Here is a 12,916-nt window from a genome sequence, read left to right on the forward strand (position 1 = left end):
TTTTTTATATCGAGTCAATAGTTATTTACAAAAATTGTTTAAAATAATTAACTAAATATAGTCAACTGACTGTAGATATTCAGTTGATTATATACAGTCAACTGAATACATATAGTCAACTGAATGAGGGATAGATAATGACGCTGGGGCAAAAGCTAAGAGAAAGACGTGAAAGTCTAGGTTTGACTCGCATACAAGTGGCAAGAGCGTGTAAAGTTGTGCAATCAACGGTCATCAACTGGGAAACCGACAGACACGTCCCCAAGCTTTACCCAGCACAGATGAAAGCCCTGTGCGACTTATTGAATTTCACGATAGAAGATTTAGTAGTTTAGCTTGGGGAGTTAAGATAAAATAGGTTGGACAATCGCGCTTTTTTGTAGAGAGGGCGATCGCTTTCTATTTGGATTACTGCTGCTGCAATTGAGCCAACAACCAAGCCCCTACCTGTGCTTGATCTTCAGTGCGACTCCGCCGCAAAGCCTCTTCCAACACAGCAACAGTTAATCCCGGCAAAACTTCCGATTGAACAAGTCGCCGACTGCCATTATCAGCAATAATAGCAAAGGCAATAATTTGAGATTTCTGCACGTCTAGTACCCAATATTCAGCGACTTTTAACTCTTCATAAAGCAACCGTTTTTCACCGATATCATCAGCCAAAGTTGAGTCAGCAACTTCTATGACCAAATCTGGCGGTGGGGTAACGTCAAGACTTGCGATCGAACTTCCACTCGGTGCTAATTGCGCTCTAGATCCAATGTAGTAAGATACGTCTGGCTGACACTCTCGGACTCCTGTTTTCCGGTAGCTACAGTTGGTAAGTCCTTTTAGAGAAGTACCTTTTATGGTGCAGAATAAGTTAACAGCAAAGCTGATGATTGTATTATCGGTTGCATGATCTGGCCCTACTGACCTAGTTTCAATCCTCATTTGTCCGTTGCGATAATAGCATTTGGCTTTATGGTAAGCTGGGTCATCTGCCATTGCGATGAACTCTTCCCAGGTTGCTGCTACCCAGATATCAGTTGGCAATTTAGTCTTTAGTCCACTCATTTTTTTATCCCAAATATCTCGATCGTATAACACCACTCAATCAAATGCAAACCCTGTTCTCTCTACTCCTCCTCTGCGCCCTCTGCGCCCTCTGCGGTTAAATAAAAAAATCTCAACTCCTTTTCCAAATCTTAATTTCCCCCAACCAACCCGCACTAACAATAGTCTTACCATCTGCGCTAATCGCCACAGCACTAACGTAGCCAGAATGACCGCTCAAAATACCTCTCAATTCCCCCGATCGCACATCCCAAAGTCTCACACTCTTATCCCAACTCCCAGTAACCAGCGTAGTGCCATCCCGACTGAAAGCCACCGACCAAACTCCATCAGTATGGCCGCTTAAACGGCGAATTAACTGCCCGTTTCCCGCATTCCACAACCCGACAGTGCCATTGCTGCTTCCCGCCGCTAAACTTTTGCCGTCGGGAGTAAAAGCTAGGGACAAAACAGCCAAATTTTTGCCGCCAATCGTGCGAATTGCTTGACCGCTAGCTAAATTCCACAACCTAATTGAACCGTCTTTGCTGCCGCTAGCTAAAGTTTTGTTGTCGGGACTAACTGCAACTGCATTCACCAACCCAGAATGCCCGGTCAAAGTCCGCAGCAACTCTCCTGTTTTCGGGTTCCAAATCTTAATCGTTTTGTCCCAACTGCCGCTGGCTACAAATTGACCGTCGGGACTGACGGCAACGCTCGAAACAGCATTGGAATGCCCGTTCAAAGTGCGTACAACCGCGCCAGTTTCTAAATTCCAAATTTTCACAGTTTTGTCATCGCTGCCGCTAGCTAACAGCTTGCCATCCGCACTCGCGCCCAGTGCGTTTACCGCTTCCGTGTGTCCTTGCAGGGTAGTTTTTAATTGCCCGCTGGGAAAATTCCAAACTGAGATAGTGCCGTTGCTATTTCCTGTGGTAAAATAAGTTGAAGCTAGGGCAAGGGAACTGACAACTTCCGAAGGCCCTTTGAGGGTATTTGTAGCAGCAAAGGCGATCGCACTTGCGGGCCTGCGGGGCGCATTATTTCCTGGAGTTTTAGGATTTCCGGCAGTAGGAGATTGGGGAACTACTGGCAGCGAAATAGTCGATCGCCATTTCATGAAAGTATTAATTTCTATTCCCGCCGCCACGATTTTATCGGAATTTTCCTCTAACCTGACAATGCCGTTAATTGCGACAAGTCGCCCCGCGTCATCGAGCACCGGCCCGCCGCTCATTCCCGCTCTCACTAAGTTATTGTATACCAAAGTATAACCGTTCCAGGGAGTTTGGCGGCCGGTAAGCTGACCTTCCGTGGCGATGAAAATCGGCTGTCTCAGAGAACCGCCGGATATCGGCCAGCCGGCCACATAAGCCTTGTTTCCCTTAGTTGCTGGGGAATTGGCTAATTGAGCCAGGGGGTAGCTTTGAGGACTGCTGAAGGGCACGACCGCTAAATCCATCCCGGGCACTCGCCGCACGAGGCTATAGTATACAGAGTGAGCTTGACCGTCCGGAGTTACGACCTGGTAATCGCCGGCTTTATCGACAACGTGCCAGTTTGTGAGAATATAGTATGTACTGCCTTGTTTCTCTAAAATTACTCCTGAACCGCCTTTTGGCCCCTGGATGCGAACAGTAATTTCTTTAGCGACGGTTTTAACTTTGTCGGCGGTTAATGCGAGGGCAATTTGAGGTGATGTCAATGGGATGAGGGCGATCGAACTCAGGGCGATCGTAGCACTCAAAATAGCCGGAATTGTTCTGCTGTAATTCATTATTGTGTAAATTTAACATACCCACATATCAACTGACGGATAACTTTTCCGGTTTGTGGCATATTGACGGTTGACAACGCGAAAACGCCTGCGCGATCGAACTTTCGACATTCGCAGAAGCCTGACAATATTTGACACAGCCCTCTGGCTAGCAGAAAAATTTAGAATCGGGAACCGCACCTAGACTCAACAATAGCAACTGGCTGATCTTTATTTTTTTCTCGGCAAATCAGAATTTGAGCCAAACGCTGCTCGGAATAATACCCATTAGCCATCCAGCCGAGGGGTGCGCCTGCGATGGCGCCGACTGCTAAACCAGTGAGCAGGCTCCAAACAAGATGCTTTCTGGCGATCGGGTTTTGTTGCATAAAAATTTATCCTAAAGATTTACCCTTAGAAAAAATACCACAAATAAAATTTACTTTCTTCCTCCTATTTACTTATTTCCTAAGTAGTAACCCATGATTAAGTATCATGTTATTCACAGTCCGCTTAACACAATCCCAGGCAACAGCAAAAGGTGCGTCAGGATTGATGATTTTTTACCAGATTGTTAGCTTCGCACTGACGCACCCTACGCACAAGTATTAGTAGAATGCGTCACTTGACAAAACCCAACGCTTGGGTTATTATGCAATTAGGGCTTATGCCACAATCCAAAAATAGGGGCAACAACGGGGGCGATTGCCCCTACTACAGGCAGGCTGTGCATAAGTCCTGCAAACCCTCACGTTGGAGAACAGCGTCTCATGCCCAAAGTTCTTGAAGACCGCCAGAACAATCTATTTATATATATTTATACTAACGACCATATTCCAGCTCACGTCCACATCTTCAAAGGTAGAAAAAATGATAAGAACCAGATGGAAATCAAAATTAATATTGGCACTGAAAAACAAGCTCCTAGCTTAGTTTACGCACACGAGCGAATAAAGGATAAAGATTTAGTTAGGGCTCTTATATTAGTAGCAGATAATCAAGAAATGTTATTAAGCAAATGGCAAGAAATACATCAATGACTCTGGAAAAAATAAAATTTGTTTACCAATCTGAAGCTACTGTAAAATCAGTAGTTCCGCCTTAAATTTATGAGGGATTCTGTCTTTCGTTACCGGAAAGACAGAATCCATACGGGACACAAGTTTGAGAATATTTAATGTCGCAAGTGACAAAAGAGGAGGAATACATGGTATTTAGAAACTGGGACAAAGAGTTAACAGAGGAAAATCTCCGAGAGCAAATAGCCCAAGCCAAGCAAGCATGGAAAACCGCTGAGGCTACTGAACCGCGTGCCGAATCCGTGCAGTATAATCAATCGGAAGATTTAATAGTTATCAAACTGAAAAACGGTGCTATTTTTTGTTTTCCTCCAAAGCTGGCACAATGCTTAGAAGGTGCTTCACCAGAACAGCTTGCTGATGTTTGGCTGCCTCCTTCTGGCAGCAGCGTACACTGGGAAAGCTTAGATGTTGATTTTGGCATTCCCGAACTTGTAGCAGGTATTTTTGGCACAAAATCTTGGATGGCTGAATTAGGTAGGAAGGGAGGACAGGCAATTTCAAGCTCTAAATCGGCAGCAGCTCGGAAAAATGGCAAGAAAGGCGGACGACCTAAAAAGAATATTTCTGTTAATTCTTGAAATCCTTTTGAGCTGTCAGCAGATGCCACCTAATTAAATCCCCGAATTCTCCAAGAATTCGGGGATTTCGCATTCAATTTTATGCTAAATCAAACAGCAAAAATTCCGCATCTTCCGCCGCGTCAATCACCACCTCAGTTTCGCCGCTAACCGCCGCAGCGTCGCCATGTTCTAAAGTCAAACCGTTGAGCAAAACCGAGCCGCGAGCAACTTGCACCCAAGCATGGCGATTCCGCCCCAAAGCATGAGAAACCCGCGAGTCTTTATCCAAAACAGCCGCATACAAATCCACATCTTGATGCACTTTCACAGCACCCTCTCTCGCATCTCGCGCCGCCACTAACCGCAGTTTTCCGCGCCTTTCTGCTAGGGGAAAATCCCGCTGCTCGTAACTGGGTGATAAGCCTTTTGTATCGGGTAAAAGCCAGATTTGCAGCAAATGAACCGGGTCTGTTTGCGAGTGATTGAACTCGCTGTGCTGGATGCCCGTACCTGCAGTCATCCGCTGCACTTCACCGGGTTTAATCACGGCACCAGTACCCAAACTGTCCTTATGTTCTAATGCTCCTTCCAGTACATAAGTAATGATTTCCATGTCGCTGTGCCCGTGAGTGCCGAAACCTTTGCCGGGGCTAACGAAATCCTCATTAATTACCCGCAACGATCGAAAATTCATATAATTTGGATCGTAATAGCTGGCAAAAGAAAATGTGTGGTAACTGTCCAGCCAACCGTGATTAGCGTGTCCTCTTGCTTCACTTTTTCTGACGGTAATCATTTTCTGAATCCTCAGTGAAATTTATCGGGTGTTTCTTTGATGTTTTTATTTTAAACCCAGTCAAGTTATTATGGGTAGTACGCACTTAAAAGTACGGTACTTACCAAAAAGATACTATGCAAGTCCAAGAAGTAAAAGTCGATCGAGCAAATTGCCCTGTAGAACGCACTCTAGAGGTGATTGGCGGGCGCTGGAAAGTCTTGATTCTGCGGGAGTTGTTTCAAGGAGTGAAGCGTTTTAACGAGCTGCAACGATCTGTCAACGGCATTACTCAGAAGATGCTGACGCAGCAACTGCGGGAAATGGAATCAGACGGGATTGTGCACCGGGAAATTTACCTGCAAGTTCCGCCGAAAGTTGAATATTCGCTAACGCCTGTGGGCGAAAGTCTCAAACCGATTATTGATAGTATGCACGAATGGGGAATTAAGCATATTAGCGAAGATCGAGAATGAGCGGTTTCTAGATGTTTTTTTTCCGTCTTCCGACAGATTTCAATTTTTCAACCTAGTTCAACAATAATAATATGAACAACATAGAGCGTCTCGCCACCCTCAACCGCATCCGCAAACTCAGCCGCCTGATGGATACCGCCATTGGCATCCCCGGCACTAAATTTCGCATTGGTTTAGACCCCATTATTGGTTTAGTTCCGGGTGCTGGGGATATCGTAGATACCGCGTTTTCCGCCTACCTAATTTATTTAGCAACTCGATTCAATATCCCCCAAAAAACTCTAGGGAAAATGATTTACAATATCGGTCTAGAAGCCGTTGTGGGATCAGTACCTTTAGTCGGAGATATCTTCGATGCTTTTTATAAATCAAACATGAGAAATCTTGCGCTTTTAGAAGCACACCTCGAAGCAGTTGAACCCGACCTAGCCGCAGTTGCAGAACCGATTTCTGAATCCATTAAATTGTAGGGGCGGGTTTCACAAATAATAATTGTAAATAACTCACATCTTGCACCATTCTCAAGAACAGGCAAGATGCCTGTTCCACAAAGAGTGAATTTTCTTGTGGAACAGGCATCTTGCCTGTTCCTAAACAAGTAATTGAGAATGGTGCAACATCTCAGAAATAACCAACAATCTCTCAAACCCGCCCCAATCCAACGAAAAATCACAATTTACATTTTCCGCCTTCGATCCAAATTTAATGTTGATGTGGGTTATCTGTGGTGGGGGGCGGGTTGATATAGATTGTTGGTAGTTGTCAAATATTATTCGTAAAACCCGCCCCTACGAAATAATTACTGTTTCGTTTAACCGCTTCCACCAAAGCAATAACATCCGCTTCCAGAGTATTAAAAGCCGTTACCAGTCTAACAGTACATTCGTCCCACCGATAAAACAGAAAACCCTCAGCTAGAACCGATGTAATTACCGATTCTGGAAGTTGAATAAAAATCTCGTTGGCTTCAACCCGATGGCAAAAATTCGCTCCCTCAACTCCCGCCAAACCTTGGGCTAATTTGGCTGCCATATTATTTGCATGAGCCGCATTCTTCAGCCACAAATCATCCGTTATATACGCTTCCAACTGCGCCGACAAAAACCGCATTTTGGAGAAGAGATGCCCGCTGCGCTTGCGGTAAAAAGGGAAAGTCTTTGCTAATTCTCGATTAAAAAAAACCACAGCTTCCGCAGCCATCGCGCCGTTTTTTGTCGCTCCAAACGATAGAATATCCACACCGGCGCGCCAAGTGATATCCGCCGGAGAACAGCCCAAACTGACAACAGCATTGGCAAAGCGGGCTCCATCCATGTGTAGGTGCAAATTGTGAGCGCGAACCACTTCCGAAATGTGGGAAATTTCCGCTGGATTGTAGACTGTGCCCGCTTCCGTTGCTTGAGTGATGCTGACGGCTGCGGGCTGTACGTGATGGACGACACCTGCACCAGCGCGATCGAGCATTTTTGCTAAAGTCTCTGCCTCTATTTTAGCATGATTTCCTGTTACTGTCACTAACTTTGCACCGCCTGTAAAAAACTCCGGCGCGCCGCATTCATCCACATTAATATGAGATTCCGCGTGACAGTAAACAGCCCCATAAGGAGGAGTCATAACCGCAAGGGCCAGAGCATTAGCAGCCGAACCGGTTGCTACAGGAAAAACTGTCACCGATGTCTCGAACAACTCCGAAAATTTAACTTGCAAACGCTGCGTATATTCATCATCTCCGTAAGACTTCACAGCACCGCAATTAGCCGCTGCTATCGCAGCCATAATCTCCGGCGAAACCCCGGTTGCATTGTCGCTACAAAAATTCATTAGAATAATTGGTAAATAGAATCTATAATATAACTCAACACTCAACAGTCAACACTCAAGCATTAAAGCAAGAGGAAGAATTATGGCAGAATACCGCCAAATAGAATACCGTATCGGCAAAGACGGCAAAATTACCGAAACCGTCCTCAACGCCACCGGTTCTAGTTGCACCGAAACCACCGCCGGAATTGAAAAAGCCCTCGGAAAAGTAGAATCTCAAGACTTGCTGCCAGAATACTACCAAGGCGAAGAAAATTTGGTCGTTGAACAAACGCAGACTTTAAAACAAGTTTAGAAGAGTTAAAGATGTTTGATATCCTGGGTGCAACAGTTGATGTAACAACAGTGCCTGCCTTCAGCATCGCGCTAGCTGTCGGGGGCATTTTTCTAATTTTAGTCTACCTTTATGCTGCATCTGAGGCGGGAGATGCGATCGAGTTTAAGTACGATACAATTCTGCGGGAACGCATGAATCAACTAAACATTCTCGATTGGCAAGATTTAGGCGAAAAAGCAGGCTTAAGTCGCTACGGGGTGCGTTTAGTGCGGCAGGGAGACGTGGGAAAACTCACGGTAAACCAACTGAGGCGGCTGGCAACAGTGCTGAATTTGAATTTTCAAGAGTTCGATCGCACTTTGAGCGCGCTGCCAATATCGGATACAATCACAACTAATCCCACCGAAATTGAAGAATTGAGGCAGCAGTGTTTCCGGCTGCGAGAAGAACTGCAGCAGCAAAAAGCTCAACTAACTGCCGATTTTCGCCGCGCTACCTTTGAACAGTTGCAAACTTTGTTAACTAACTATCCCGCCGCCCGCAAAATGGCAGAAGCCAAGCCGGATATGCCCGCCAAAAATCTCTCAGCTTTGTTTACTCCCTTAGAAAATCTCTTGTCAAGCTGGGATTTTGAAACGATTGGTTCGGCCTGGGAACAAACTGCTTACAATCCGCAGTTGCACCAGCCGGATGTTGAGGATATAACAGAAGGCGAATTAGTTTATATTCGGTTTGTCGGCTATCGGGAGCGAGAGCGAATTCTTGTTCCTGCTAAAGTTAGTCGCACCCTTCCAGGGGGCATAAAAAATTAAGTAAGGGGCGCAATGCGACCCTACAAATAGAGTAGATGCCTAAGTCCTATAAACTTAGCTGCACCACCCAGGGCCGCATGAAAAATTAAATCTAAAATCTAAAATCTAAAATCTAAAATCACCATGACTATAGTTGCAATTGACTTCGGCACCAGCAACACGGTTGTCTGCATTCTCAACCCGGATACGCAAACACCAGAAACTTTGAGATTGGGCGAGATGTCCCGCATTTTTAAAACGAAGAATTTGAGCGGAGATGTTCGAGAAATATCTGTAGTGCCGACTTTAGTTTTTGTGAACAAGGCGGGAGAGTTGGTGTTGGGAGAAAAAGTGCGATCGCAGCGTTTGGGGCAATCCCAGCCCGACCGTTTTTTCAAAGCTTTTAAACGCAATTTAGCTGCCGACTTTCAGCCGCCGCCGCGCAATATCGACGGGGACACCTACACAGCCGAATCAGTAGCAGAACAGTTTATTAAGACTATTTGGAAACAATTATATTTCCAAAATATACAGCCAGAAAAAGTAATTTTTACAGTACCAGTCGGAGCATTTGAGCGATATCTAGATTGGTTTCGCGACTTAGGAGAAAATTTAGGGGGTTCTGAAGTTCAGGTAATAGATGAATCCACAGCCGCCGCCCTGGGATATGCAGTAAAACGCCCCGGAGCTCTAGTTTTAGTAGTTGATTTTGGCGGCGGAACTTTAGATTTAAGTTTAGTCCGTACTGCTGTAACCCCCCCCTTACCCCCCCGAAGCTTGGGGGAGAGAAATCTCGCTCCCCCCCTTGACAAGGGGGGGCTGGGGGGGGTGCGTGCCGAAGTGTTGGCAAAATCCGATGCTTATGTAGGCGGCGAAGATATTGACATCTGGATTGTGGAAGATTATTTGCGGCAAATTGGTTCGTCGCGGGCAGAAGTCGGCTCAGTTGGCTGGCAAAATTTATTAGAAATAGCGGAAAAATTAAAAATTCAACTTTCTCAAGTTAATGAGGCTAAGGAAAGTTGGTTGGACGATGAAAATTTTATGTCTTACGACTTGCAGCTAAACCGAGACAAGCTTGAGGAAATTCTGGAATCTAGGCAGTTGTTAGAACAGTTGCGGGAAAGTTTAGATGAAGTGCTGAGCATTGCAATGGGAAAAGGTATCGGCAAAGCAGATATTGAACAGGTTTTGCTGGTAGGAGGAACTTCTCTAATTCCGGCTGTATCTAATTTAGTGGTTTCGTATTTTGGGCGACAAAAAGTCCAAACAGACAAGCCTTTTGAAGCTGTGGCGCACGGTGCTTTAGCGTTGACACAATTAGCGAGTGTTGACGATTATTTGCGCCACAGCTATGCAATTCGCCTCTGGGAACCTTATGCTAAAGCTTATGATTATTCGCCGATATTTAGCAAGGAAATGAAGTATCCTTGTCAAAGTTCCGAAGAGTTGACGCTGCAAGTGGCAATTGAAGGGCAAAGGGAAATTCGGTTAGATATTGGGGAAGTTGCGGAGGTATCGCAAGCGGAGGTTATTTTTAACGAAAAAGGGCAAATGACGAGCAGCTTGCTCAACAAACAGACGGATTTTCGCTCTCTGGAAAGCCACCACCAGCAGGTTTGCGTAGCGCATTTAAATCCGCCCGGGGTATTGGGAATTGACAGGATTTCGGTGAGTTTTGAGGTGGATGAGAGGCGGGTTTTGTTGGCGACGGTGCGGGATTTGGTGACTGGTAAGGTGTTGGTGGAAAAAGGGGCGATCGCCAAACTGCAATAATGGTAAAATCTCAAGTATAGCGGTTCTCAAAAAAGTGAGGTATGCCCTATGCCCTATGCCCTATGCCCTATGCCCTATGCCCTATGCCCAGTCGTACCTCATCTTTCTGAGAAAGGCTATATCTCAAAACAACCCTAGCAGAATATATCCCTCTCGCCAATGCTATCAATACTGAAAAAGCGCGATCGGAATTAATTATTGCTCCCGTACTGCTAGAAGTCCGGCGCCTTTTAAACTTCCAAATCGGCTTTTTTTCCGGTACAGAATTTAACCCCGATCCCGAAAGCGGACTTAGCGGCTATTGCGATTATATCCTCACCGCATCCAGCGATTTGTACGAAATCCGAACACCAGTTGTCACCTTAGTAGAAGCCAAAAATGAAAACATCAAAAACGGATTAGGAAAGTGTATTGCTGAAATGTTGGGAGCCCAGCGATTCAATCAACAGCAAAATGATGAAATAGAGGCGATTTACGGAGGTGTTACCACGGGAAATGCTTGGAAGTTTCTCAAATTGGTAAATCAAACAGCTTTTATTGACTTGAAGGATTATTATATTAACGAAGTTGACAAACTTCTCGGAATTTTAACAAAACCTTTACGCAAAGACTAAAAACAATGATTAAAATCAAATTTATGCCGCCATGAAAAAGCAACAAAATAAATTCAGCCACCTGACGGCTATCGAAAGAATTTATCTGTCATTTCCGGCAAGGTTTTTATTGGATAAAAACTTGCTGCAAGGCAAAGTCTTAGATTTTGGCTGTGGCTTGGGCAGCGATGTGAGATTGTTGCAGCAAAAAGGGTTCGATATTACGGGTTATGACCCTTATTATTTCCCGGAATTCCCCGAAGATAAATTCGACACAATCATTTGCTTTTATGTTTTGAATGTTTTGTTTCCTGAAGAACAAGCTAATGTCCTGATGGAAGTGTCGCACCTGTTGAAACCGGGAGGAAATGCGTATTTTGCGGTGAGAAGGGATATCAAAAAAGAAGGCTTTCGAGAACATTATGTCCACAAAAAACCTACATATCAGTGCATTGTCAAACTTCCATTTAAGCCAATTCACCTAGATGAGTCTTGTGAAATTTATAAATACGTGCATTACAACCATCAAAGGAATTCAACTAATCACTGCATATTTTGCAATCCGTATAAAAACCTAATTTTGCTAACTGAATCAGCAACAGCTTATGCGATGTTTGACGGTTATCCCGCCAGCAAAGGTCATGTTTTAATCATCCCCAAGCGTCACGTTGCTAATTATTTTCAACTGCCTTTTCGAGAGCAATCGGCTTGCTGGTTTATGGCTAATAAGGTGCAACAAATGTTAAGTAAAGAGTTTCAGCCAGACGGTTTTAATGTGGGAATCAATATTAATAAACAGGCTGGTCAAAGTCGCAGTCACGCGGCTATTCATGTTATCCCCCGTTACAATGGCGATGCGGCTGGGAATAAAGGCGGAATGAGGTCTGTGATTCCCAAGAGTGAAAAATAAAAGTTAGCCAATTGTGAAAGGAATTCTTTTTTACCGCAGAGGCGCAGAGAACACAGAGGAATAGAGAAGAGAGGAATTCATAATTTTTGTAAGGATTCTTATATTTGAGCAAACGGCGCGCAAAATAGAGTTAAAATGTGTTTGCAAGGTCTAAAACTACACATTAGCAGCAATTTGGTGTTCTGTTTATGTCTAAGCGCAAAAAGCAAGAATGGCTCAAGGAAACTCTAGAACTCAAAGAAGACCACAATTGGAAGTCAAAGCCTGGAACTCGAATTTTTGTAGCAGGAAGAGGTGCAGTCCGCTTTGATGTCCCGGAAGATTGGCATTTTGAACCGGATACTAACTCGTTCCGATTTACGGATAAAAAGCCGCCGGATGATGATTGTCGTTTGGAGGTTTCGTTTAATTTGCTACCACCTGGTAACTGGGCAGATTTTCCGCTGGTGCCACTATTACAGAAGGTGGTTGAAGATGAGACGCGGAATCCGATCGCTTTTGGGGAAATTATCCAATTGAAGCGGCAAACTGCCCGGATTGTTTGGACTGAATTTAAGTTTATCGACCCTCCAGAGCAGCGGGAAGCTTATTCGCGAATCTGTATTGGATTGGGTTCTAATGTTCAGTGTTTGATTACTTTTGATTACTGGGTTGACGATGCAGAGCGTTTGACTCCTGTCTGGGATACGGTGATGGATTCGTTAGTTCTGGGTTTGTTTATTAGCGACCCTCGAACGGGGTTCGCACGTCCAGACTAGACTGATTTTCTGGGAAACTTTCAACCACTAATTTTACTAAGTGTTGGATTGGCAAGCCACCAGTCAGTAAATTTAGAATCTACATTAAACTTTACAACCGCTTTGCCATGAAAATATCTGGCTTGCCAATTCCGTTCGCGTCGGGCATCACTCCGACGATCGCAAAACCCATTTTTTGATAAAATTCGTAGGGATGACCGCGCAAATTTCTAATTTTGGCGATGTGTTCCCAAACGTTAGGATAAAGATTGATGCCTGAAAGAGTGGTTTGATTGTCTTCGTCGTCGGTACCTACCCACAGCACGA

At 44.7% G+C, this 12,916-nt stretch carries 16 protein-coding genes and 1 pseudogene; 11 read left to right on the plus strand and 6 right to left on the minus strand.

The genetic code is table 11. The features are described 5' to 3' along the window. The first annotated feature begins 137 nt into the window (after positions 1-137). The gene (locus ACUVJL_RS00965; RefSeq protein ID WP_445244131.1) at positions 138-335 is read left to right on the plus strand and encodes a helix-turn-helix transcriptional regulator; all 198 of its coding nucleotides are present in this window, start codon (positions 138-140) and stop codon (positions 333-335) included. 73 nt (positions 336-408) lie between these two features. On the opposite strand, the gene ACUVJL_RS00970 is transcribed toward ACUVJL_RS00965, so the two are convergent. The 3 genes from ACUVJL_RS00970 to ACUVJL_RS00980 form a co-directional block, all read right to left on the minus strand. Then, entirely contained in the window at positions 409-1,056 is a 648-nt protein-coding gene (locus ACUVJL_RS00970) for a Uma2 family endonuclease (RefSeq protein WP_445244132.1), read from the minus strand. A gap of 112 nt (positions 1,057-1,168) precedes the next feature. Further along, a complete protein-coding gene (locus tag ACUVJL_RS00975; protein ID WP_445244133.1) occupies positions 1,169-2,812 on the minus strand; it encodes a trypsin-like peptidase domain-containing protein in 1,644 nt (547 codons plus the stop codon). A 161-nt stretch (positions 2,813-2,973) separates the two neighbouring features. Then, on the minus strand, positions 2,974-3,180 hold the full coding sequence (locus tag ACUVJL_RS00980) for a hypothetical protein (RefSeq protein WP_445244134.1): 207 nt from the start codon (positions 3,178-3,180) through the stop codon (positions 2,974-2,976). A 381-nt stretch (positions 3,181-3,561) separates the two neighbouring features. Here ACUVJL_RS00980 and ACUVJL_RS00985 point away from each other — a divergent pair, with 381 nt between their 5' ends. Both ACUVJL_RS00985 and ACUVJL_RS00990 read left to right on the plus strand, forming a co-directional pair. Beyond that, positions 3,562-3,831 carry a DUF4160 domain-containing protein gene (locus tag ACUVJL_RS00985; RefSeq protein ID WP_445244135.1) on the plus strand — a complete coding sequence of 90 codons (270 nt, stop codon included), beginning with the start codon at positions 3,562-3,564 and terminating at the stop codon, positions 3,829-3,831. Between the two features lie 137 nt (positions 3,832-3,968). Beyond that, positions 3,969-4,451, plus strand: coding sequence for a DUF2442 domain-containing protein (locus ACUVJL_RS00990; protein WP_445244136.1), 483 nt, complete (start codon positions 3,969-3,971; stop codon positions 4,449-4,451). Positions 4,452-4,530: 79 nt separating this feature from the next. Here ACUVJL_RS00990 and ACUVJL_RS00995 read toward each other — a convergent pair whose 3' ends face one another. Continuing rightward, the gene (locus tag ACUVJL_RS00995) at positions 4,531-5,229 is read right to left on the minus strand and encodes a pirin family protein (protein ID WP_445244137.1); all 699 of its coding nucleotides are present in this window, start codon (positions 5,227-5,229) and stop codon (positions 4,531-4,533) included. A 116-nt stretch (positions 5,230-5,345) separates the two neighbouring features. Between ACUVJL_RS00995 and ACUVJL_RS01000 the strand changes: the two genes are divergently transcribed. Together ACUVJL_RS01000 and ACUVJL_RS01005 are read left to right on the plus strand one after the other, a co-directional pair. Further along, positions 5,346-5,684: a winged helix-turn-helix transcriptional regulator gene (locus ACUVJL_RS01000; RefSeq protein ID WP_445244138.1), complete on the plus strand. Its 339-nt coding sequence runs from the start codon at positions 5,346-5,348 to the stop codon at positions 5,682-5,684. A gap of 71 nt (positions 5,685-5,755) precedes the next feature. Continuing rightward, positions 5,756-6,154 (plus strand): DUF4112 domain-containing protein, encoded by a 399-nt coding sequence (locus ACUVJL_RS01005; RefSeq protein WP_445244139.1) that lies wholly within the window; start codon positions 5,756-5,758, stop codon positions 6,152-6,154. A gap of 292 nt (positions 6,155-6,446) precedes the next feature. Here ACUVJL_RS01005 and ACUVJL_RS01010 read toward each other — a convergent pair whose 3' ends face one another. After that, positions 6,447-7,505, minus strand: coding sequence for a threonine aldolase family protein (locus ACUVJL_RS01010; RefSeq protein WP_445244140.1), 1,059 nt, complete (start codon positions 7,503-7,505; stop codon positions 6,447-6,449). A gap of 82 nt (positions 7,506-7,587) precedes the next feature. Here ACUVJL_RS01010 and ACUVJL_RS01015 point away from each other — a divergent pair, with 82 nt between their 5' ends. The 6 genes from ACUVJL_RS01015 to ACUVJL_RS01040 all read left to right on the plus strand — a co-directional run bounded on the left by ACUVJL_RS01015 (position 7,588) and on the right by ACUVJL_RS01040 (position 12,610). Next, positions 7,588-7,800, plus strand: coding sequence for a DUF2997 domain-containing protein (locus ACUVJL_RS01015; protein ID WP_006633566.1), 213 nt, complete (start codon positions 7,588-7,590; stop codon positions 7,798-7,800). An 11-nt stretch (positions 7,801-7,811) separates the two neighbouring features. Next, positions 7,812-8,594 carry a nucleotide exchange factor GrpE gene (locus ACUVJL_RS01020; RefSeq protein ID WP_445244141.1) on the plus strand — a complete coding sequence of 261 codons (783 nt, stop codon included), beginning with the start codon at positions 7,812-7,814 and terminating at the stop codon, positions 8,592-8,594. A gap of 123 nt (positions 8,595-8,717) precedes the next feature. Further along, on the plus strand, positions 8,718-10,349 hold the full coding sequence (locus tag ACUVJL_RS01025; protein WP_445244142.1) for an Hsp70 family protein: 1,632 nt from the start codon (positions 8,718-8,720) through the stop codon (positions 10,347-10,349). Between the two features lie 332 nt (positions 10,350-10,681). Then, a complete protein-coding gene (locus tag ACUVJL_RS01030; protein WP_445244143.1) occupies positions 10,682-10,963 on the plus strand; it encodes a hypothetical protein in 282 nt (93 codons plus the stop codon). Positions 10,964-10,994: 31 nt separating this feature from the next. Then, positions 10,995-11,852 carry a bifunctional class I SAM-dependent methyltransferase/HIT family protein gene (locus ACUVJL_RS01035; RefSeq protein ID WP_445244144.1) on the plus strand — a complete coding sequence of 286 codons (858 nt, stop codon included), beginning with the start codon at positions 10,995-10,997 and terminating at the stop codon, positions 11,850-11,852. 188 nt (positions 11,853-12,040) lie between these two features. Beyond that, positions 12,041-12,610, plus strand: coding sequence for a hypothetical protein (locus tag ACUVJL_RS01040; RefSeq protein WP_445244145.1), 570 nt, complete (start codon positions 12,041-12,043; stop codon positions 12,608-12,610). 91 nt (positions 12,611-12,701) lie between these two features. Here the strand turns inward: ACUVJL_RS01040 and ACUVJL_RS01045 are convergent. After that, positions 12,702-12,916: pseudogene (locus ACUVJL_RS01045) on the minus strand (GNAT family N-acetyltransferase); the annotation flags it as partial.

The organism is Microcoleus sp. OTE_8_concoct_300, from assembly GCF_031383065.1.
Taxonomy (GTDB): domain Bacteria; phylum Cyanobacteriota; class Cyanobacteriia; order Cyanobacteriales; family Microcoleaceae; genus Microcoleus.